The organism is Flavobacterium ovatum (assembly GCF_040703125.1).
Lineage (GTDB): Bacteria > Bacteroidota > Bacteroidia > Flavobacteriales > Flavobacteriaceae > Flavobacterium > Flavobacterium ovatum.
The window spans coordinates 1,173,075-1,196,419 of record NZ_CP160035.1 but is presented as its reverse complement, the minus strand read 5'-3'; the positions used below and the strand labels follow the sequence as shown (position 1 = coordinate 1,196,419).

Here is a 23,345-nt window from a genome sequence, read left to right as displayed (position 1 = left end):
ATGAGCAATATTTTAAACGAAATAGGTATTGAGAATTACATATTCCTTTCTGTCATACTTTTTAGTATTGGCGTTTGTGGCGTTTTGTACAGACGAAATGCTATTATTGTATTTATGTCTATCGAAATTATGTTGAATGCAGTTAACTTATTGTTTGTAGCATTTTCGACTTACCACCAAGATCCGCAAGGTCAGATATTTGTATTCTTCTCGATGGCGGTTGCCGCTGCAGAAGTTGCTGTAGGATTGGCAATATTGGTTTCTATATTTAAGAACATGGGTACGATCAGTATCGATAAATTAAAAAATTTAAAAGGATAAACTATAATGGATACAAATTTAGCTTTACTCTTATTATTAGCTCCTTTTTTAGGGTTTTTATTTAATATCTTCTTCGGAAAAAGCATTGGCAAAACAGCTTCTGGAATACTAGGTACATTGACCGTAGTATTATCATTTGCAGTAACATTGTGCTTCTTTACTCGTATTAACGCAAGTCAAGAAGCGATTCAGATCCAATTGTTTGATTGGATTCAGATTAGCAACTTCAAGGTAGATTTTGGTTTTTTATTAGACCAACTTTCTGTTCTTTGGTTGTTGTTTGTAACGGGAATCGGTTCTTTGATACACCTCTACTCTATCAGTTATATGCACGATGATGAGAATATGCACAAGTTTTTTGCGTATTTGAACCTTTTCATCTTCTTCATGATTACGTTGGTAATAGGTAGCAACCTATTGGTATTGTTCATTGGTTGGGAAGGTGTTGGATTGTGTTCTTACCTATTGATTGGATTTTGGCATAAAAATCAAGACTTCAACGATGCAGCTAAGAAAGCTTTTATCATGAACCGTATTGGAGATTTAGGTTTGTTAATCGGGATTTTCATCTTGGGTTCTATGTTCTCAACTTTGGATTACAATAGTTTACAAGCTGCTATTTCAGGAGCGACAAACTTAGACGTAACTACTTTATCTATTGCAGCTTTTTGTTTGTTTATAGGAGCTTGTGGAAAATCAGCACAAATTCCGTTATACACTTGGTTACCGGATGCGATGGCAGGACCAACGCCAGTTTCGGCTTTGATTCACGCTGCAACCATGGTAACAGCAGGTATCTTTATGATTACGCGTTTGAATTATGTATTTGATTTGGCTCCCGATGTTCAAAACATTATCGCCATTGTTGGAGCAGTTACTTCATTGGTAGCGGCAACGATAGCTTTAGTTCAAACAGACATTAAAAAAGTATTGGCTTACTCTACCGTTTCTCAATTAGGTTTAATGTTTTTAGCATTAGGATTGGGAGCTTATGAAGTTGCCGTTTTCCACGTAATCACACACGCTTTCTTCAAAGCTTGTTTGTTCTTGGGTTCTGGTTCTGTGATTCATGCTTTACATGGCGAACAAGACATGCGCAACATGGGTGGATTGAAAAAATGGATGGGAGTTACTTTCTTCACTTTTTTAATCTCATCACTAGCGATTTCAGGAATTCCTCCTTTCTCAGGTTTCTTTTCGAAAGATGAAATTTTGATGGTCGCTTTCGAACACAATAAAGTACTTTGGTTTATTGCTTCTTTAGCTTCGCTATTGACTGCTTTTTATATGTTCCGTTTACTATACCTTACTTTCTTCAATGATTTTAGAGGTACTGAAAAACAAAAAAATCATTTACACGAAAGTCCAGCGCTGATTACGTTTCCTTTAATTGTTTTAGCAATTTTGGCCGCAGTCGGTGGATTGATTAGTTTACCAACAAATAGTTGGTTGAACGGATATCTTGCCCCATTGTTTTCGAAAGAAGCGCACGAAACGCATCACTTTGGAACTCAAGAATATTCTCTAATGGCGATTGCAGTTGTTGGTGGATTGGTTGGAATAGGAATTGCTTTTTCGAAATACTTGAAACAAAAACAAGTTCCAGAATCAGACGAAAATATCACTGGAATTGCGAAGACATTATATAACAAATATTATGTTGATGAAGCCTACGATTTTGTTTTCGTAAAATCAATCAATGGTTTGTCTAACTTTTTCAGAGACCAAGTAGAAACTGGACTATCATCTGCAGTTTTGGGACTTGGAAAAATCACGAACGAAATAGGGTATCAAGGAAAAAAAGTACAAAGCGGAAGTATTGGTTTGTACGTCTTTATTTTTGTTTTGGGACTTAGTGCCATTCTAACCTTTTTATTTTTAGCTCAATAATCATATATTATGAACGTATCTATTCTATTAATAATTCTTTTAGTTGGTTCTTTTTTAACCTTTCTATCAGGCGATAAACTAGCTTCAAAAGTAGCTTTACTTTTTAGCTTAGTAGCGCTAGGAGTTAGTGTTGCACTACTTAACAGCTTTAACCTTGGCGAAGACATTAACTTTGTTGCCCCTTGGATTAATCAACCTAAAATCTCGTTTGCCTTGGCAGCGGATGGTTTGTCTATAGCGATGTTGTTATTAACGACAGCTTTGACGCCTATTATTATTTTCTCTTCTTTTGGAACAGAATTTAAAAACGCCAAAAGCATTTACAGTTTGATTTTGTTTATGGCTTTTGCTATGGCAGGAACATTCTTGGCTGCGGATGGACTTTTATATTATATCTTCTGGGAATTGGCTCTGATTCCGATTTACTTTATTGCTTTGATTTGGGGGAACGGCGATGCTGAAGACCGCAAAAACGCAGTGGTTAAATTCTTTATCTATACTTTGGCAGGATCGTTATTCATGCTAGTTGCTTTTGTGTATTTGTACCAAAAAGCAGGAAGCTTTATGATTGAAGATTTATATGCTTTGGACTTATCCGTTGACGAGCAAATCTGGATTTTTGCAGCATTCTTTTTAGCGTATGCGATTAAGATTCCGTTGATTCCTTTTCATACTTGGCAAGCAAAGGTGTACCAAAAAGCACCAACAGTTGGAACGATGTTACTTTCGGGTATCATGTTGAAAATGGGATTATATAGTGTTATCCGTTGGCAATTGCCTATTGCTCCAGATGCGGCAAAAGGACATTCAGAAATAATGATTGCACTTGGAATTGCAGGTGTTATCTACGGTTCGATAGTAGCTTTACGCCAAAAAGATTTGAAAAAATTATTGGCTTACTCTTCTTTGGCTCACGTTGGGTTGATTGCAGCAGGTGCTTATGCTTTGAACCTTGATGGTTTTCGTGGTGCAGTTTTACAAATGATTGCTCACGGTTTTGTGGTTGTTGGTTTGTTCTTTATTGCCGAAATCATTTATAGAAGATACGAAACAAGAACAATTGCAGAAATGGGCGGGATTCGTACTCAAACTCCAAAATTCGCTTCTTTGTTTATGATATTAGTTTTGGCATCGGTTGCTTTGCCAACCACTTTTAACTTTGTCGGTGAGTTTACCGTTTTATATAGTTTGTCACAAATTAATATTTGGTTTGCCATTTTGGGTGGAACAACGATTATCCTTGGCGCTTACTACATGTTGAAAATGTACCAACACGTAATGTTGGGAGAAACAAATTCAAAACCTTTTGCTGAAGTAAATTTCAATGAAGGATTGGCATTGGTCCTTATCGTTGCGGTTTTATTTATTTTTGGATTGTATCCAAAGCCAATTAATGATTTGATTACTCCGAGTCTAGAGCATATCTTAACGGTGATCAATAGATAAATAGATTTCAGATTGAAGATTAACGTCCCGACAATTCGGGATTGATTTCAGATTTATAGGAAACCGAGAGGAATATCATTCATTTGAAACGAAATAATAAAAAATAACACATTTAAGGCTTTAGAATCGGTTTCCACAGAAATCCTAAATCCTAAATGAAATAATCATAAATAAAATAATGAATACATTAATAGCTATAGTAGGACTAGGTATTTTATGCCTAATATTGGAAATTTTCGATTTCAGAAAAGCGATTATTCCGATTAGTATTATTGGATTGTTGGCTGTTTTAGGATTGAATATCTCTGAATTCAATTCTCCTGAGGCTTATTACAACAATATGATTATCGTGAGCAAGTTTTCAACTTCGTTCTCGGCCTTGTTTATTGTATTGACGATTTTTCTAATTGCGTTGAGTCATAAATTTTATGAGCACCATCAATCGCAATTATCCGATTTTATTGCTATAAAACTGTTTTTACTTTCGGGAGCAGTTGCTATGGTTTCTTTTGGAAACTTAGCGATGTTCTTTTTAGGAATCGAAGTTCTATCTATCTCTCTTTACGTTTTAGCATCAAGCGATAGAAAAAATATAAAAAGTAACGAAGCGGGAATGAAATATTTCTTGATGGGTTCTTTTGCTTCTGGAATTATATTATTTGGAATCTGTTTGATCTACGGAGCAATGGGAACTTTTGACGTAACTGAAATCAGTGAACTATCTTACTCAGCTGAGTTACCAGTTTGGTTTCCTATCGGAATTATATTGGTAACCGTTGGAATGTTCTTCAAAATTGCAGCAGTACCTTTCCACTTTTGGGCTCCCGATGTGTACGAAGGTTCACCAGCCTTGACTACTGCTTTAATGAGCACATTGGCAAAAGTGGTTGCGATTGCTACTTTGTTCAAATTATTAACTGCAATGAATGCTGAGATTTCAGAACAATTTCAATTGATAATTGTAATCGTTTCTATGGCCTCAATGACGGTTGGTAATATCATGGCATTGCGTCAAGTGAATGTAAAACGTATGTTGGCCTTTTCTGGAGTTTCACACGCTGGTTTTATGTTAATGACTTTATTGATTGCTACCAATGCAGCAGGAACATTATTGTATTATACCTCAGCGTATGCTTTGGCAGGAATCGCGGCATTTAGTGTGATTCTTTACGTAACCTACAACAAAAACAACGAAGACATCAATAACTTCCATGGTTTAGGAAAAACAAATCCTTTGTTGGCAGCGATATTAACAGCGGCATTGTTATCTATGGCAGGTATTCCAATTTTTGCAGGTTTCTTTGCTAAATTGTTTTTATTCAACCAAACTATTGCAGCAGGATATATTTCTCTAGTGATTGTAGCCGTAATCAACTCTATCATCTCAGTTGGATATTATTTCAAATTAATCCTAGCGATGTACAACAAAGAACCAAATGAAGCTAGAACAGCGACACCATTTGTAATCTATGCCGTTGCCGTAATCGCTATCGTGCTTAATATTGCTTTAGGTTTCTTCCCGTCACTAGTATTAGATTTATTAGCTTAAAACGCCTTATTCTGTTTTAGAACAGGTACATAATTATACAAAAGCAGCCGAAAATTATTTCGGCTGCTTTTGTATTTGTAAAATCATCAAACGTTAAAATCAAAAATCCAATCTAAGAATTCTCCCTTCACAAAACCATCTTTCGTATTTTTGCACCTTCAACAGCAAAACAACTATTTTGATTCGATTAAATTTTATAGGCAATTTCAGCGCGCAAGGAAAAATAAAAAAGAGTTTTAGAAAAGCCAAACAATCTTATTTATTACGAATTCGTTGGGCGGTTTCCTCTTTTTATTTCGGAATGGGATTGTGCTTTGCCACTTGGGCAAGTCGAATTCCAGATATCAAATTAGCCTTGGATTTAAGTCCAGCCGATTTAGGGAGCATCTTGTTAGCACTTCCATTGGGGCAATTAACAATGATGCCTTTCTCGGGTAAATTGGTAACCCGTTATGGTAGCCATCGACTGATTGTGTTTTCCCTAATCATGTATGCCGTTTGTTTGTCCAATATGGGTTTGGCTACTAATGCTTGGCAACTAGCCTTAGGTTTGTATCTTTTTGGATTATTTGGCAACATGAATAATATTGGAGTCAATACACAAGGTGTTTATACCGAGCGATTATTCAACAAAAACATCATGTCTTCCTTTCATGGGGTATGGAGTTTTGCAGGTTTTACGGGGGCTTTAATCGGCATCGGAATGTTGGCATTTAAAATGACACCCTACCAACATTTTTTGGTTGTCGCAGTAATCGTTTTACTTTTGGTAGGCCTAAACTATAAATTTCTGATCAAAGCCAAAGAAACATCAAAGGGCGACGAGAAGAAAAAACTATTCACCAAACCCGATCCAGCGTTACTCTGGTTGGGAATTATAGGTTTTGGTTGTATGGCCAGCGAAGGAATTATGTTTGACTGGAGTGGTGTCTATTTTGAAGAAATTGTAAAAGCCCCAGGTCCGTTAATCGTCTTAGGCTATACTTCTTTTATGATTATGATGGCAACTGGGCGCTTTTTGGGTGATGGTTTAATCACCAAATTTGGTCGTAAAAATGTAATACAAATTAGCGGATTTATGATTTCAACCGGATTATTTATGGCTGTATTTTTTCCGTTTTTGATTCCTGCAACTGTTGGTTTTATGTTAGTCGGATTAGGCGTTTCAACTATAGTCCCAACACTTTATAGTGTGGCTGGAAAAACACCAAATATCCCTCCTGGTGAGGCTATTGCCATGGTGACTAGTGTTAGTTTTCTAGGTTTCTTGATGGGGCCTCCAGTTATTGGATATATCGCAGAACTTTTTGGACTGCGCTTTTCATTTGCCTTCATTGGAATATTCGGACTTATAATTGCGTTTTTGGTTTCTCGAATTAAAGCTTTACGTTAGAAAATTTTCTCAACATTCATTCAGTCGGTCTGAACGTACTCCCTTTATTATCGGATTACTTTATAAAATAAGAACTCAAAAACCGTTCAACCCAAAGGGTTTTTGGAAGTTACAATACAATTTTGGCTAACATCAAGAAATGTAAGACCTTTAATTCACTTTATCTTTCAACGGAAAAAAGAAATTTAAAGGAGCTTTTTTGAAATAATAAAAAATAGAGGTGTTGAGTAAAATTAATTCTGACAAAGGAATATTTCTGGAACGGAAAGCCAAAAATAATGACAACGAAAAACTAACAATGAAATTGACAAAACCAATTATTCCAATACCGATGATGGACCAAAATAGCGTCCAAAAATTTATTTCGAAATGGTTTCCATACAAACCCAAAGCAAAATTTCCGCTAGCAAAGGTGATGTGACGAATATCTAAATTTACCCCAAAAAACAAACCCAGTGAGCCTGTACTGCCAAGGAAAATCCCAAACCACATATTGGAGATAACACCTGCCCAATTAAGATTTATCCAATTGGATAATTTTTGGGTTCTTTGAATACCAAAAGTTTGTTTTAAAAATGGATTTTCTTGAATTCTATACGCTACTTGGTAATGCTTATTTCTGTTGGAAATATTTCCTGAAATTATGCCTGAAAAAAACAAGTAAACTCCAGCAATAGCAGCATGAATAATAGCTAAGGAATGAATCGGACTTAAATCATTAATTAATTTTCCCGCTCTTGGCACGGCATAATTAATCCCAAAACCCAAATCCAAAAGCCATATTAAAAACAGTGAAACTGGAAAAGCAAAAAGTACATTTCCAACAAAAGCGATAAACTGGGTACGAAAAATTCTAGCAAATAATTTCGCAAAAAGTGTGTGCTTGTCTTTTGATTGATTTTTTCTCTTCATGCCTTCGTCCAAAGTTTGCGCAATAGTTGCAGCTGTCATTGCGGGTTGTTTTGTTGCTAATGTAAAACCTAGCAAAAAGATCATTATAAACCCAAAAGCATAATTAAAACTATATAAAAAAGCATGACCAAATGATGAAGTGTCTACTTTAGAAAAAAGCAATTTAAACAAACATAAAAAGCCAACAATAAAACCACCACCAATTGCTTTGTAGAACATCGAAAAATATTCTTTGTATCCATCAGTAATATACTTTTGACCTGATTTTGCGGTGTGTTGTGTTATTTCGTATGAAATCAATTGTGTGCTTTCGAGGAAAAGCTTTCGAATATTATTTTTATAGCAGTTATATCGAATCAGCTTTAATAAAACTAAAGTACTATTTCTTTTTTTTCCTTCCTCATCTTCTACTACCAACAGCGGCAATAATTCTTTGATACGAACTAACTGTTGTCGAATACGAAGTAAATTTTGGTTCACAGACATTGAGATCCCAAATTTAGAACTATTTAAAAAAGCCCTATCTACAAAATCATTGCATTGTTTATGAAGCAATAAAAGCTGTTTATAAACCAATTCTGTTGAATGAATATAATGACAATTATTGGTTCTAACAATATCCTCCAAATGATTCAATTCTTTCTCAAAACCCAAAAAAGGACTTTCGAAATTAGAATATTCCGGAACCATTTTGATTACGTCATTTTCTAAGGCTCTACCGCTCATTCTTTGTGCAAGAATTTGCATTGCAATAACAATTTCAGAAAAAGGAGTTTCTTGTTTTATATTTTCATAAATATGAGTAAAACCTAATAATTCATACACAACAACAATTTGGTCATACGGAATTTTATTAATCCAAATTGGATCAGTACTAAGATAAAAAACCTGATTTAAAACAAATTGCAGCGTTCCTTTTTCAGGCTGAAACGGTAAGATTTTCTCAAACAACCTTTTCTTAATTTCCTTAACAAAATGATTGTCATTTAAAATACCCGAATCAGTTAACAGTCTAGAAAACTTATTTTTACTAATAACGGTTTTAAAATAATCTCTAAAAAGAGTAATATAATGTGGATTACTTTGCAGAAATTCTATACATTCATCTAATAAAATTTGCTCTACTTGATTTGGATATTTGGGTCTAAAAACATGAATCAAGTCAACAAGAAACAACAATTTTTCATCAGCATAAAGCCCCTTATCGAAATGATTTTCAAATAGTTCCTTAATCGTTTTATCTTGCTGAAACTGATGCCTTACATTCATACGCTGAATGAATTAATTAGAATAAAAAATCATTTTTTTATTTGCCCGAAATTATAAAATAAAATAATAGTAATACTAAAAAGTAAAAGTAAATATTCAGCAAAAATGTGATGAAAATAATCATCGATAAACAGCTAAAAATTTGAATGTTATAAAATTAGTAAAATTGGATTTTCAGATTAATACGGCCGTTGTACAAAATAAATTTAACACAGAAAAAATTTCAACATCAAAGCCAAAATCGTTCCTATCATAAAATCTTTTTCAGCGATTTTCTCATAGACATCTTTGCTAAACATATACAGTTTAGAAGGTTTTTTGGAACCAGCTACTTTTTTTTTGTCGTCTAGCGGAACAATGTAGGGTTTGGTAAGTGTCTTTTTTCTAAAATTTCGATTGTCCAATTCGATATTTAGTAGAATTTCAAAAGCCGTTTGGAGTTCGTTCAAAGTGAATTTTATAGGAACCAAATCAAACAAAACGGGTTCAGTAGTGATTTTGGTTTTTAAATCTTCGTACGAATCATGAATAATCAATTGATGATCAAAACCTACTTCAGGAAGTGATTCTACAGGAAACCATTTAAAATTACTATCTGATGCTATAGTAATGTTTTCTTGAGGCATCGTCAAATAATAAACCACTGTAATGGTTCTGGCTTCTGCACCTTGACTACGAACCCATAGCAAATCTTTATCGGACTTTACACGTTTGTGACTCCCATAGGTTCTGAATTGTTTTTTGTTGGAAAAAAAATCCTCAGTAACTTCCTTTAAAATTTTATCTGCCGATTGCCCTAAGCTGTTGCTTTTAAACACATTTTCGCCTGGCAAAATCCAATCGTCAATTATTGGATAGTTATCATTGTATAAATTTAAGCTACGTTTTTCGAGCAAAACACTTAAATTATCTGACCCAAGTCCAAAAATCACACAATCTACTGATAAGTTACTTATTTTTCTAAAGTCCATAATTTGAAGTTGGATTTGCCATACATTCATACATCACACAAATATAGCTGTTTTAATTTTTTTATTCCGCACTAAATATTATCCGAGAGGAAGATTTTTTGAGTTTTCGTATATTAATTACGTAATTTTAACGTTTTAAATTCTACTTTGTAGCGCACCCTAAAAACTATGGCAAAATCTTTTTATCTTAATGCAGAAAACTTAGCTTCTTTGCCTAAAGATGTTTCTGTTCCCTCCTATGACAGAGACCAAATAAACACCAGTATTTTACACATTGGAGTGAGTAACTTTCACCGTTCGCATCAAGCATATTACATTCATGAATTGATTGACAAATACAAAGAGTTGAACTATGGGATTTGCGGGGTCGATTTACTAGAATCAGACAGGAAAATCTACAATATTTTAAAAGATCAGGACGGACTTTTCACGCTTTACACCAAGGAAAAGAACGGCTCTCATAAAGCCAAAATTATAGGTTCGATTGTAGAGTATTTTTATGGACCAGAAAATCCGTTGGCGGTTATTGAAAAAATGGCTCATCCCGACATCAAGATTATATCTCTTACAATTGCTGAAGATGGCTATCACTTGAATGAGATCACGGGAGAATTTGATATTAATCATCCGGCTGTGAAGGAGGATATTAAAAACCCTTTTAGTCCTAAAACGGTTTTTGGATATTTGACACAGTCGTTCAAATTGAGAAAACTTCGAAACCTGCCTGGTTGCACAATTCTTTCGTGCGATAACATCAAATCTAATGGTGATACGATGAAGCAATCACTATATAATTATGTAAGTATTACGGAGCCTGATATTTTGAATTGGATTTCGAAAAACATTAGTTTTCCAAATACGATGGTCGATAGGATTACTCCCATTACCAATTCTACCGACGTACATACGCTGAAAGAAGATTTTCATATTGATGACCAATGGCCTGTAGTCTGTGAATCTTTTTCCCAATGGGTAATTGAGGACAAATTTATTCATGATAGACCAGTTTGGGATAAAGTTGGCGTGCAATATACGGAGAACATTGTACCGTTTGAAAATCTGAAACTGCAATTACTGAATGCCAGCCACACTATTTTGGGAATTCTTGGAACTTTACATGGTTATAAAACGGTCTATGAAACGGCAAACGACAAAGATTTTATGTATTTCCTAAAAGCTTTTTTGGATGTTGAAGTGACACCTACGCTAATCGATACGGACCAAAAAAGCATTGATAATTATAAAAAGAATTTGGTCTCACGGTTCCAAAATCCGCATATCAATGACCAATTATTTAGGATTTGTCAAGAAAGTTCGGCTAAGGTTCCCTTGTTTATTTTACCAACGGTTAAGTACCAGTTAGAAAACGGCATGCACGTTAAAAACGCGGCTTTCATCATTGCCGCTTGGGCAAAATACAATGACGGTATGGACGACAACGAAAATCCTTATGATATTGTAGATACAAAAAGCGGAACCTTGATTAGAACGGCGGCGCTTTCGATCCAGAGCCCAATGAAATTCATTCAAATCAAGTCTATTTTTGAGGATTTGAGTGAGGAAGAAACATTTACTACTTATTATTTGGAAGCACTTTCACAACTTAGAGAAAACAAAATAAAAGATTGCATCCAAAACTGGAATGCCAACTAATTACCTACAGAATGTTTATAAAATAGATCAATTGTCAGTTCGATCGCAGTCGAAAACCGCTAATAATCTTGACTGCGCTTAATGTGTCAAAAATCAGATTAAACTATATTGTGCTAGTTTTTGGAATTATTAAGTAAAAGTAAAACTTTGGAGCATAAAAAAACTTCATGATTTGCATCATGAAGTTTTACGACAAATTCTAAAATGTTCAAGTTAAAAATTGTAAATCGGTGAACTAATAATCCTCTTACACAACAAGGTTACTTTCTGGCATCTTTCAAAATTTAAAAATTTAAACCATTAAGAAATTAAGATTCTTTAAGCCTTAATCCTCAAAATTCCTTAATGGAGAAAACATCTATTTTACTATTTAAAAAGCCTCGTTTACGAAACTATTTTGCCCATTAATTTGTTGATTTCTGCTTCGCCGATTTTTGGATTAGCACCTTCGTAACTTGCTACCAATGCACCTACGGCACAAGCATAGTCTATAGCGTCTTGTGGATCTACCTTTTTTACCAATTTATTGATAAGTGTTCCCAAAAAGGAATCTCCAGCCCCAACGGTATCAGCCACCGTGATCTTATATCCAGGATTAGAATAAAAATTCCCTTCAAAATACAAAATAGCACCTTTACTCCCTAGCGTTACACAAATACAATCACTATTGGTTTTTTGAGCGATGAACAAAATTGTTTCTTCCAAAGATTGAGCATCTGCACCTAATAACCCCGCGATTTCAAAAATCTCTTCATCATTGAATTTGATAAAATTAGCTTCATTCATCAAATGCGACAAAACATCTGCAGAATAATACGGCTTGCGCAAATTAATATCAAACACTTTATATTTTGCAATTTTAAGCAATTCGTATAAAGTCGCTCTTGAAGTTTCGTCTCTAGAGGCTAAACTTCCGTATATAAAAACATCGGCTGATTTGGTTAGTTCTTGTGCTACCTCTGTTAATTGGATTTTATCCCAAGCACGAGGTTGCATAATATCGTATGAAGCAGAACCTGTTTCATCCAAGACTACTTTTACTTTGCCTGTTTTAAAATTAGCATCAATTTGAACACCTTTGGTATCCACATTGTTCTCTTTCATAAAGTCAAGCAATAGCTCTCCTTTTTTATCCATTCCAACACTACTGATGACGGCCACTTGGTTTTGCATTGATTCTAATCTCACTGCAACGTTAAGCGGCGCTCCTCCAATCTTTTTATGAGTTGGAAATACGTCCCACAATACTTCTCCAAAACAGGTTGCCTTTATCATTATTTCTCATTTAAAAAGTTGCTATTCATCTCCACTATACATTTCTCAACTCCAAAAGATACGATATCTTGATACGCTTTCGCGAAAGCATCACTAAAGATCTCCGATTGACTTAAACTTCCAAAAACATCTTCTAGTTCTAAAAATACTTTCGGATTATTTTGTGCTAATTTGGCTTGCGCCAAAAGCGTTTCTTGCAAAGCATCTTTGATATTGATTGCTTCCTTCTTTTCGTTATAACCTAGACTATAAATTGCCCAAGCAGCAATAACAAATGAGGCATAGCTAATTGCTTTATTCGATTTTAATTGTTCTTGCACTGTTGGCAAAATAAACTTTGGCATCTTAGCTGAAGTTTCTGAACAAATTCTATCGATTTGATCTTTGATATAAATATTACTAAAACGATTTATAAGCGTTTGCTTGTAAGCTGTTAAATCCATTCCTTCCAAATCACGAAGAATTGGCGTAACCTCAGCATCTAAATAATTGGCTAAGAAAGTTCCAATATTTGGATCAGTAACCGCTTCATCAATAGTTGAATACCCTCTCAAACTACCTAAAATTCCAACAACAGAATGACCTGCATTAAGTAAACCGAGTTTCATTTTTTCAAATGGAGCTACGTTTTTCACAAATTGAACTCCAACAGACTCCAAGTTTGGTCTTCCTGCAATAAAATCATCTTCGATTACCCATTGTTGAAAAGATTCACAAACTACTGGCCATTGATCTTCAATTCCTGAAACTTCTTTAAGTTCCGCAATATCCGCTGGCATAGTAGCAGGCGTAATTCTATCGACCATACTATTTGGAAAAGACACATTGTCATTAATCCAATCAAGTAAATCTGGTTCCGCAAATGCTATATAAGACAAAAGCATTTTCTTTGTCACATGACCATTTTCTTGTATATTATCACAAGAAAGGATGGTAATTGCACCCGCATTTTGTTCTTTACGTAATTTTATAGCTTGTGTTAAATACCCAAAAATAGTTGTTGGACTATCCGGATTTTTACTATCGTGTATAATCTGAGGGTTGCTAAAATTAAAAGTACCCGTTGCTTCGTTCAAATTATAACCACCTTCTGTAATGGTAAGTGTTATAATTTTTACATCTGGATGTGCCATTTTTTCAATCACAGCTATTGGACTATCGGGAGCAAATAAATACTCAACAATAGATCCTATCACTCTTTTGGTTAAAGTCCCATCTAGTTCTTTTACAACTAGTGTATATAGACCGTCTTGATCTTTAAGCGTATTGTATATTTTTTGATCAAAAGACAACAAAGCAACTCCACAAATTCCCCAATTTGAATTGGAAACATCATGTAATAATTGATCTAAATACATCGCTTCGTGGGCTCTGTGAAAACCACCAACACCTACGTGAACAATACCCGTTTTTACATTTTCTCTGTTGTATTGGGGTACAGCAACCCCTGTAGAAATTTTAACTAAATTTCCGCTATTTAATTTATAATGTGTCATGATGATTATTTTTTGCTTTCGATTTTTTGAAATAATACGGCTAAGATGATGATCGCACCTTTTACAACTTGTTGTGGATAAGATGGCACATTTAGAAGATTTAAAATATTTCCAATCAATCCCAAGATCAACACTCCCATCAGAGTATTTACTGCATTTCCTTTTCCACCATTTAAACTTGCACCACCAATAACAACGGCTGCAATGGCATCCAATTCCCAAGCTACACCCATGTTTGGAGAACCAAGATTGGTTCTTGAAGCAGTAACAATAGCAGCAATAGCGGCCAATGAACCTGAAATGGCATATACTAAAAACTTATATTTACTCACTCTAATTCCTGACAAACGAGATGCTTCTTCATTACTTCCCATTGCGATAACCAATCTTCCAAAAACATTGTATTTTAACATTACTGCAGCCAAAGCAACAATAATAAAAAAGACAGTAGCAATATTCGGCACTCCCAAAGTTGATTTGTTTGCAAAATCAGACATGAATGCACCTCCTGGAGAATCAAAAGTTACAGGAGAACCTTTAGAATAAATAAACCCTAAACCTCTAGCAATAGTCATCAGGGCCAAGGTTGCAATAAAGGGCGCCATCTTTCGATACGCTATCAAATATCCGGAGAAACTCCCCAAAGCAAATCCCATTATTATTGTTAGTAAAATAGCAACTGGCAGAATTACTACGTTGACCAAGATGGCAAAAGTAACGGCCAATAATGCTACAATAGAACCAACAGACAAATCAATACCACCTGTTAAGATTACAATCAACATTCCGATACTTACTATTCCGATACCAGATACTTGTTTTAGTAAATTAGAAAGATTGGTTTCTGTGAAAAACACGTCTGAAATCAATGCTGAAAAAATTACCAGAAGAACAAAAATAAAGATGGTGTTGTGTTTGATTATAAACTTCAACATTCCGCCCAGTCCATTTGCTTGTTTATTTATAGATGTATTCATAATTATTTAAATTTAATGTTATTAGAGTTTTTGCTTGAGATTAACGCTTTTGACCCTTTGAAAACTTCTATTTAATCATTCAGAAATTAAGTTTATTAAGGCTTAATTTTACTTAATTATTGAATGTTTAACTGTTTTTTTTAAGTTTAAAAACGGGTACAGCTTTTAGTTTATGCTTTTAATTCTTCGCCAATAGAATATCTTAAAATATTTTCTTCAGAGAATTTTTCTTTTGGCAATTCGCCAAATATGGTTCCTTTGTGCATAACTAGAATTCGATCTGCAATCCCCATAATCTCCGGCATATCCGAAGAAATAACAATAACACCAACTCCTTTTTTTGCAACTTCATTTATGAGGTGATAAATTTCTATTTTAGCACCAACATCTACACCTCTTGTTGGTTCATCAATAATGATCAGTTTACTATCAATACTTAGCCATTTTGCTAACGCCACTTTTTGTTGGTTTCCACCAGACAAATTATGAACATCCATCTCACTGCTTGGCGTTTTAATATTCAGTTTCGAAATTAAACCGTCTACATTATCACATTCTTTTTGATACTTTATAAAACCAAATTTATCAGAGATAGGCTTAAAATTGGTAATACTTATATTTCTTCTAATCGAAAGTGGTAAAAAGACTCCTTCTTCCTTTCTATCCTCAGACACAAATCCTATTTCATTTTTAACGGCGTCAAAAGGCGAATCATTTTTAATTACTTTTCCGTTTAGGATTAAAGTTCCCGATTTCTTTTTATCGGCACCAAAAATAAGTTTTGCCATTTCGGTTCTTCCACTTCCTCCCAGACCTGCAATTCCAACTACTTCACCAGGACAAACAGAGAAAGAAACATCTTTTACAAAACCGTCACTACCGAATAGGTTTCTAACTTCAAAAACGGGAGTATTTTTTTCTATTGCATCACGAATTGGGTATAAATCATCCAACTCACGACCAATCATTAATTTGATAACATTATCTTTATTAATGTCTTTGGTAGCCATGCTTCCAGTATCAATTCCATCCTTTAATACGGTTATACTATCGGCTATTTTAAATATTTCATCCAAATGGTGAGAGATGTAAATGATAGACATTCCATCATTTTTCAGTCTCAAAAGGTTGGTGAATAATTTTTGAGCATCATGTGGATCAAAAACAGTTGTTGGTTCATCTAGAATCAACACTTTGGTGTCTTCAGAAAGTGCTTTTGCAATTTCTACCACTTGTTTTTGAACAATACTTAAATCTCTAACAATGGCCGATGCATCAATCACAAATCCCAAAGAATCAATTAAGTCTTGAGCGTCTTTGGTAATTTCTTTCCAGTTCATCCAAAATTTACTAGCTCCCAATTTGTGCAAATAAATATTTTCGGCAACTGATAAATCATTAACTAATGACAACTCTTGATACACAACACTAATTCCTAATACTTGTCCGTCGTGGGTGTTTTTTGGATTAATTTCTTCGTCGTTAAGCAAAACTTTACCACCATCTTTTTGATGTACTCCACTCAAGATTTTAACTAAAGTAGATTTTCCAGCTCCATTTTCCCCGAGTAAAGCATGTATTTCACCATGTTTAACTTTCAAATTAACCCCTTCAAGAACAGAAACAACTCCAAAACTTTTGGTTATGCCAGTCATCTCAACTCGGTATTCACTTTTTATATTTTCCATACTACTTTAGTTTTATTAACCCATTGGGTGTAAATTTTAGTTTTTAATAAGTACACCCAAAACGGGTTTTATTAGATTAAAACAATGCTTTTGGGTTGTAATATTTAGCAGCGTTTTCTTTTGTAATTAACAAAGGTGCAGTAAACGATATTTTAGAAAAATCTCTTTTACCATTAATGTATTGAATGGCAGCTTCGACTGAATTTTTTCCAATTTGAACTGGACTATTCATTGCAGTACAACCATAAAAATCAGTATCCATAATATATTTGATAGCTTCTTTTTGACCATCGGCACCGGCCACAATTAAGATGTCTTTTGTTTTTCCTGCTTGAGCAATTGCTTTGATCGCACCCAACACACAAACATCAGATTCTGTAATAACAAGATTCACATCTGGGTGTGCAACTAGTACATCTTCCATTGCTTTCAAACCACCAGCATACGTCCAATCAGTATAAGCTTGTGTTACTACATTTAGATTGATATATCCTAAAGTTCTTAATTGCTCTTCAGTAATTCCTTGTAATAGTCCTTGCTTACGCGTTTTTCCAACTGGGTTTCCAGCGTTTCCACTCAACAAAGCGATAGTCATTTTTTTAGACCCGAATTTCTTAGCTGCCCATTCACCTGCTAATTCACCGTTTGCCAAATTATTAGATTGAATAGTAGTCACAAAATCAGCCGAAGGATCAATTGAACTGTCAATAATAAATACTGGAATACCTGCTGCTTTAGCAATTTTAGTAACTCCAACCAAAGCATCTGGATCTTTTGGATTTAATAACAAAGCATCAACTCCTTTGGTAATCAAATCCTCGCAAGCTGCGATTTGTTTATTGATATCCCCTTGACCATCTGCAGACAAAAATTCCATTCCGTTAGCTTCTGTTGTTTCTTTAATACTTGTCAAAAGCGCTTGGTAATAAGGAGCATCTAATGAAGGTGTGCAATAACCAATTTTCATCCCTTTTAAATCTTTCTCACTTTCAAATTTAGATTCTGTTGCTACCGATGCTTCAGCATCTCCTTTTTCATTTTTGTCTTTATCGATACAACTTGTTGCAGTTGCTATAATCGCCAACATCAATAATGGCTTAACTAATTTTTTTAATACTGTTTTCATAACTTGTAATTTAGGTTGTTAATGTATATTAGTTTTTTTTATTAAAATATTTTTAAGTCAACTTGTAAAACTGTTTTTTGTTTTTCTGGATTCCACATTGCTGTTACATCAACTGGTAAAACATACGATCCAAGTTTTACATTTTTAGACAAAGTAGCTCCTACATTGATAAAATTCCCTTTTCCTTCTGTGTAGAAAGTTTTATCAGTGATAAAAGACCAAGCACCACCTGCAAAAAGTGAAAGATGACTGCTTCCTTTTTCCCATACTTTACTTTTTACCTCTAAATAATGTGTATAAGAATCTTTGAAAGAACCGTCTGACTGTACTTCATAATCCCCAGAACCACCACCTAAAATTGTTGCTAAATACAACGAAGTATTCTTAGTAACTTGGTATCCGAAGTTTAAATCTACGAAATTATATCCTTGTGTTTTATCATAACTCCAATAGTGCAATACATCTCCTCTTTCTTCAACTCCAGTGTAGTTGTTATGAGTAACCGCTTCGATAAAAAATTTGTTTGAGAAACGATATACGGTATAAATTGAGAATTCTTTATAGTTAGCTCCTACTTGTTGCCCTGATTTATTCACAACATCAGAAGCAGCACCTGCACCACCCCATACACCAAAAGTGAATTTTTTATCTCTTGTATTGAATTCTAAATTAGTGGCAGCCATTGGACCAGGAGTCACTACAAATCCATGCCAAAGGTGCATGTTTTTCAAATGAAGACCGAAAGTAAACGGCTCGTAAGTATCATCAACTCTTTTTACTCTCTCTCCTTGAGCCTGAACAGCATTTGCTCCAAATAGCATCGCTAAAGCCAATACTTGTAAAGTTAATTTTTTTCTCAGTGTAGCTCCCGTTACAACTGACACATTTTTCAATCCTTTTTTCATAATTAATAATTCTAGTTAGTTAATTTGTTTTTGGCTTTTTTATAAAACGTATTATTTACGTTTCATTAAAGCAAAGATATAACTAATATTGACATATGTATTTTTTAAAGCAACAAAAAAAACATATAATTGATATTTATTCCAATAATATTATCAGTATTCTATATTTTTCAAGGGTTTACAATGAAAATATAATTACGTATAAAATACGTTTATTATTTAGTTTTGTAAGTTAAATAAACTATTACGTTATCGTAAAACATTAAAAATACAAGTCATTTCTACTTTAGGAGGTAAAAAAAACTATCTTTTAGTCGTTGAAATGCAGCCAAACGACAATAACAGGGAATCAAACCATTACAACCTTAGTTGAAATTTTTCACAATAAAACACAATACACTTATCAACAATAGATTGCAAAAATTGAAATCCTAATAAAATCCTAAACTATACACAGTTATAAAAAGACTTCACTACATTTGTATATACAAACAATAACAACAAAATGGAAAACACACTCAAAATACAAATATGGTCAGACGTTATGTGTCCCTATTGCTACATAGGTAAAAGAAGAATTGAAAATGCATTGGAACAGTTTGGTCACAAAGATGCTATCGAAATCGAATGGAAGAGTTTTCAACTGGACGCTAACTTTGTAGCTTCAAAAGAGGACAATATTTATGATCACTTAGCCGAAAAGTATAGAAAAGACAAAGACTGGGCAGTAGAAATGGTAGACAGCATGACTCAAAATGCCAAAAACACAGGACTTGAGTTCAATTTTGACAAAGCCATTCTAGCCAATTCACATAATGCGCACCGACTATTGCATTTAGCCAAGAAACATAATGTTGGTGACAACCTAAAAGAGTTATTATTTAAAGCCTACATGACCGATGGAAAAGATGTAAACGACTTGCCTACTCTCGCCACACTTGGACAAGAAGTAGGTTTAGAAAAATCAGTTGTTGACGAAGTTTTAAATTCCAATGCTTTCGAGCAAGAAGTTCAAAATGACATCGCTATGGCACAACAAATAGGCGTACAAGGCGTACCTTTCTTTGTTTTCGATAATAAATATGCAGTTTCTGGCGCACAACATGTAGAGACCTTTGTTAAAACACTCGAAAAAGTATGGGAAGAAGGTAGCTTTGGACCTAAACTTACTTTACTAAACACTGACGAAGGTGATAGTTGCGGGATTGAAGGTTGTAACTAATTATTTTGCCACGAAGACACTAAGGGCGCAAATTTTCACCATTTATTCTTTGGATTAACCCAAATAAAAAATAGGTTATTCTTTTAAACCATCAAGAAATTAAGCAATATTAAAGCTAAATTTTCTTAATTTCTTAATGGTAAAAAGAAACTATATTAAAACGGTAAATTGAATGCACTACTGACATTAGTATTACAATATGGTATTTATATAATGCAACTACCAATTATTTCCCATTATAAGAAGTCATGGTAAGCTCCAAGCCTGCTGTTCCAAAAGACTTAATAATCTCGGTAGCCATTTCGTAACGTTCCGGTAGTTTGGCTTCTTCTTCAGGAGTCCATTCTCCTAAAACGTAGTCGACTTGTTTTCCTTTTTTGAATTCATCACTGATTCCAAAGCGAAAACGAGCATAAACATTCGAATTTAGTTCGAAATTAATATTTTTCAAACCATTGTGTCCACCGTCGCTTCCTTTGGGTTTAATTCGAATAGCTCCAAAAGACAAATTCAGATCATCTGTAATTACAAACAGATTTTCAACCGGAATATTTTCTTTATCTAACCAATATTTCACGGCTTTACCGCTCAAATTCATATAGGTATTGGGTTTCAATAGTAAAAAAGTTCGGCCTTTGAATCTAAATTCGGCCATTGTTCCCAACTTTACCGTTTCAAAAGAGACTGCTTCTTTTCGAGCCAAAAAATCAACTACTTTAAAACCTATGTTGTGGCGGGTATTCACATAATCAGCGCCAATATTTCCAAGTCCTACTATTAAAAATTTCTTCATATTATCGATTTTATCCTCTTTCGATTCAGATGAAAACAATTGTTGTATCCATTTTATCATGCGGCAAAAATAAGAGTATTTGTTTAAAAAAAGAATAATGCACCAGGGTAGTTTTCCAATTCCTGTATAAACTTAAATCCACTACTAGTGTTCTCGATACTTTTTAAAACCCAAAAACTTTCGCATTTGGATTTAAAAACACTCGAACTGACGTTAAACTACAAACTATAAATCCCGTCGTTCGAGTGTTTTTTTACGCAGCGGAGCGGAGAAAAAAATGTATCGAGAACTCGTTTTATTTTCCATAATAGTTCTCGATACTTTTTATAATCCAAAAGCTATCGCATTTGGATTATAAAACACTCGAACTGACGCATTTAATGCATTTCTTAAACAAAAAAAATCCTTTTACAAATGACAATGCAATTGTAAAAGGACTTATTATTATTTTCGATTAAAATTATTTCCCCAAAGAAACCTCCAAAGGATGGTTTATGTTTTCTGAAAACTCATTCAAATAATTCTGCCATTCTGCAGCATTCTTGATTTGACCTTCTTTTTTCCAGCCGTGACCTGCGTAGTAAACCACCTTATTGTTTTTTACTTTTAAGTTGGCATACGCATTGCTTAAATCTGCTTTTGGTGTGTCATAAGTCTCAAAACTACAAAAGTATTTTTTTTCCGCCACGATAGCAGTTCCTATTTCAGAATCCCCAATTGGCTCGTAATAACTTACCCAACCGTTTTTCTTATTACCCGCTACTTTACCTTTCTTTTCATGAAGTGTCAATCCAGCAGCAATAGATTTTGAGCCTTCTAATGAAGTTTCAAATTTAGTCATACGACTACCATAATCTAAACTAATAATTTTTGACTCTACAATCTTTTTTCCATTCGCATCCCAGTCTTCATAGTTTAAATAAAAACTAGTACGAATAGGGCCTGTTGTAATCGTTCTGTATTGCGTATAATTTTTAGAGTAATAATACTGGTCTTTGTTTTTTACTGCAATTCCACCTACACCTCTACTCGCACCAACATGAAAATTATCCAAACCTTCACCTGTATCTTCATGATAACTACCGGTTTTATCAACAACTTTCTTATACCATTTATTAATAACAGGTGTCTCTACTCTTTTCAACCAAGCATCTACACCACTAGAAAGTGTCCCCCCCTTAACATTGTCCTCAATCATTTTTTGAGCCACAGGGCCATACACTCTAAAAGCCACTTTGTTGTTTTCCCAAGTATAATCATCGGTACGTTCGGGTACAAAACGAGAATAACAGTAGTCAATCGACTTCGGTCTTTCTTGCTCAGTTACAGGAACTACCTCAAACTCCTGAGTAGTTTTGGCAGCAACAACGGGTTGAAATAACAACTCGTCCATAACTCCATCGCCATCCGTATCAACCAATTGAGTAACGAGTAACTTACCCGTTTTCCTGTCTCGAACACCTAAGTTTTTGATCTCATTGGTTTTCAAAAAATCTTTGGTCAAAGTCACCGTTTCAAAAGAGCGTTCTTTATTCAAGACATTCTTTACTTTTACGGTAATCACCTTTTCTTTCGAACCAAAAGAGAACAAAAGGCAAGCCGTAACAGTACTACATATTATTTTGAAAAATTTCATAAAAATGGTTTTTTGGCAAAATTAAATTTCGTTTGACGGCTTACCGATAGTGGCCAAGATACCACCATCTACATACACAATATGCCCGTTTACAAAATCACTTGCTTTTGAACTTAAAAAGATAGCCGCTCCTTGCAAATCCTCAGGATCTCCCCAACGAGCCGCTGGCGTTCTCCCCAAAATAAATTCGTTAAACGGATGTCCATCCACACGAATTGGTTCGGTTTGCGTGGTAGCAAAATAACCTGGACCAATACCGTTAATTTGTATATTATGTTTTGCCCATTCGGTCGCCATGTTCTTAGTCAACATTTTTAAACCACCTTTTGCAGCGGCATAAGCACCAACAGTACTGCGTCCTAATTCACTCATCATAGAGCAAATATTGATTATTTTTCCTTGCTTACGAGCAATCATCCCTTTGACCACATGTTTGGACATAATAAACGGACTTACTAAATCGACTTTAATTACTTCTTCAAAATCGGCAACTTCCATATTTTCAAGTGGAATTCTTTTGATTATTCCTGCATTGTTTACCAAAATATCAATGTTTCCAACCTCTTTCTCAATAGCAGCAATATTCTTGATTACTTGCTCCTCATTCGTAACATCAAAAAGATAACCGTGTGCGGTAATTCCCATAGCAGTGTAACCCGCCACAGCCTTGTCTAATTTTTCTTGAGACGAAGCACCATTAATGACCAAAGTAGCCCCCGCATTACCCAAACCCTCAGCCATAGCCTGACCCAATCCATGAGTACCGCCTGTAATCAAAGCTACTTTGCCTGTTAAATCAAATAATTGAATTGACATATATTTT

The 23,345-nt window shown here is 34.4% G+C and carries 18 protein-coding genes; 7 read left to right on the top strand and 11 right to left on the bottom strand.

The features are described from left to right. From nuoK to ABZP37_RS05100, 5 genes are all read left to right on the top strand, one after another. Complete coding sequence (gene nuoK, locus ABZP37_RS05120; protein ID WP_264620581.1) at positions 1-321, top strand: NADH-quinone oxidoreductase subunit NuoK; 321 nt, start codon at positions 1-3, stop codon at positions 319-321. 6 nt (positions 322-327) lie between these two features. Then, the gene (nuoL, locus tag ABZP37_RS05115) at positions 328-2,211 is read left to right on the top strand and encodes an NADH-quinone oxidoreductase subunit L (protein ID WP_366186185.1); all 1,884 of its coding nucleotides are present in this window, start codon (positions 328-330) and stop codon (positions 2,209-2,211) included. A gap of 9 nt (positions 2,212-2,220) precedes the next feature. After that, positions 2,221-3,657: an NADH-quinone oxidoreductase subunit M gene (locus ABZP37_RS05110; protein ID WP_366186184.1), complete on the top strand. Its 1,437-nt coding sequence runs from the start codon at positions 2,221-2,223 to the stop codon at positions 3,655-3,657. Positions 3,658-3,835: 178 nt separating this feature from the next. After that, positions 3,836-5,206 (top strand): NADH-quinone oxidoreductase subunit N, encoded by a 1,371-nt coding sequence (locus tag ABZP37_RS05105; protein WP_366186183.1) that lies wholly within the window; start codon positions 3,836-3,838, stop codon positions 5,204-5,206. Between the two features lie 178 nt (positions 5,207-5,384). After that, positions 5,385-6,599, top strand: coding sequence for an MFS transporter (locus tag ABZP37_RS05100; RefSeq protein ID WP_366186182.1), 1,215 nt, complete (start codon positions 5,385-5,387; stop codon positions 6,597-6,599). Positions 6,600-6,749: 150 nt separating this feature from the next. Here the strand turns inward: ABZP37_RS05100 and ABZP37_RS05095 are convergent, their stop codons facing one another. Both ABZP37_RS05095 and ABZP37_RS05090 read right to left on the bottom strand, forming a co-directional pair. Then, positions 6,750-8,780 carry a recombinase gene (locus tag ABZP37_RS05095; RefSeq protein WP_366186180.1) on the bottom strand — a complete coding sequence of 677 codons (2,031 nt, stop codon included), beginning with the start codon at positions 8,778-8,780 and terminating at the stop codon, positions 6,750-6,752. Positions 8,781-8,986: 206 nt separating this feature from the next. Beyond that, entirely contained in the window at positions 8,987-9,781 is a 795-nt protein-coding gene (locus tag ABZP37_RS05090; protein ID WP_366186178.1) for an NUDIX hydrolase, read from the bottom strand. Positions 9,782-9,919: 138 nt separating this feature from the next. On the opposite strand from ABZP37_RS05090, the gene ABZP37_RS05085 reads away from it, so the two are divergent. After that, positions 9,920-11,404: a mannitol dehydrogenase family protein gene (locus ABZP37_RS05085; RefSeq protein WP_366186176.1), complete on the top strand. Its 1,485-nt coding sequence runs from the start codon at positions 9,920-9,922 to the stop codon at positions 11,402-11,404. 384 nt (positions 11,405-11,788) lie between these two features. Here the strand turns inward: ABZP37_RS05085 and ABZP37_RS05080 are convergent, their stop codons facing one another. The 6 genes from ABZP37_RS05080 to ABZP37_RS05055 all read right to left on the bottom strand — a co-directional run bounded on the left by ABZP37_RS05080 (position 11,789) and on the right by ABZP37_RS05055 (position 18,871). Beyond that, positions 11,789-12,679, bottom strand: coding sequence for a carbohydrate kinase (locus tag ABZP37_RS05080; RefSeq protein WP_366186174.1), 891 nt, complete (start codon positions 12,677-12,679; stop codon positions 11,789-11,791). Then, positions 12,679-14,175: a mannitol dehydrogenase family protein gene (locus tag ABZP37_RS05075; protein WP_366186172.1), complete on the bottom strand. Its 1,497-nt coding sequence runs from the start codon at positions 14,173-14,175 to the stop codon at positions 12,679-12,681. Before ABZP37_RS05075 ends, ABZP37_RS05080 begins: the two co-directional genes overlap by 1 nt. Before the next feature lie 5 nt (positions 14,176-14,180). Further along, positions 14,181-15,152 (bottom strand): ABC transporter permease, encoded by a 972-nt coding sequence (locus ABZP37_RS05070; RefSeq protein ID WP_366186170.1) that lies wholly within the window; start codon positions 15,150-15,152, stop codon positions 14,181-14,183. Between the two features lie 170 nt (positions 15,153-15,322). Further along, positions 15,323-16,840 carry a sugar ABC transporter ATP-binding protein gene (locus tag ABZP37_RS05065; RefSeq protein WP_366186168.1) on the bottom strand — a complete coding sequence of 506 codons (1,518 nt, stop codon included), beginning with the start codon at positions 16,838-16,840 and terminating at the stop codon, positions 15,323-15,325. Positions 16,841-16,916: 76 nt separating this feature from the next. After that, positions 16,917-17,966 (bottom strand): substrate-binding domain-containing protein, encoded by a 1,050-nt coding sequence (locus ABZP37_RS05060; RefSeq protein WP_366186166.1) that lies wholly within the window; start codon positions 17,964-17,966, stop codon positions 16,917-16,919. A 41-nt stretch (positions 17,967-18,007) separates the two neighbouring features. Continuing rightward, entirely contained in the window at positions 18,008-18,871 is an 864-nt protein-coding gene (locus ABZP37_RS05055; RefSeq protein ID WP_366186165.1) for a hypothetical protein, read from the bottom strand. Between the two features lie 505 nt (positions 18,872-19,376). On the opposite strand from ABZP37_RS05055, the gene ABZP37_RS05050 reads away from it, so the two are divergent. Continuing rightward, positions 19,377-20,093, top strand: coding sequence for a DsbA family oxidoreductase (locus tag ABZP37_RS05050; protein WP_366186163.1), 717 nt, complete (start codon positions 19,377-19,379; stop codon positions 20,091-20,093). Positions 20,094-20,319: 226 nt separating this feature from the next. Here ABZP37_RS05050 and pth read toward each other — a convergent pair whose 3' ends face one another. From pth to ABZP37_RS05035, 3 genes are all read right to left on the bottom strand, one after another. Next, a complete protein-coding gene (pth, locus tag ABZP37_RS05045; protein ID WP_366186162.1) occupies positions 20,320-20,946 on the bottom strand; it encodes an aminoacyl-tRNA hydrolase in 627 nt (208 codons plus the stop codon). 400 nt (positions 20,947-21,346) lie between these two features. Further along, positions 21,347-22,522: a DUF4861 family protein gene (locus tag ABZP37_RS05040; RefSeq protein WP_366186160.1), complete on the bottom strand. Its 1,176-nt coding sequence runs from the start codon at positions 22,520-22,522 to the stop codon at positions 21,347-21,349. A gap of 21 nt (positions 22,523-22,543) precedes the next feature. Next, positions 22,544-23,338: a gluconate 5-dehydrogenase gene (locus ABZP37_RS05035; RefSeq protein WP_366186158.1), complete on the bottom strand. Its 795-nt coding sequence runs from the start codon at positions 23,336-23,338 to the stop codon at positions 22,544-22,546. Positions 23,339-23,345 lie beyond the last annotated feature (7 nt).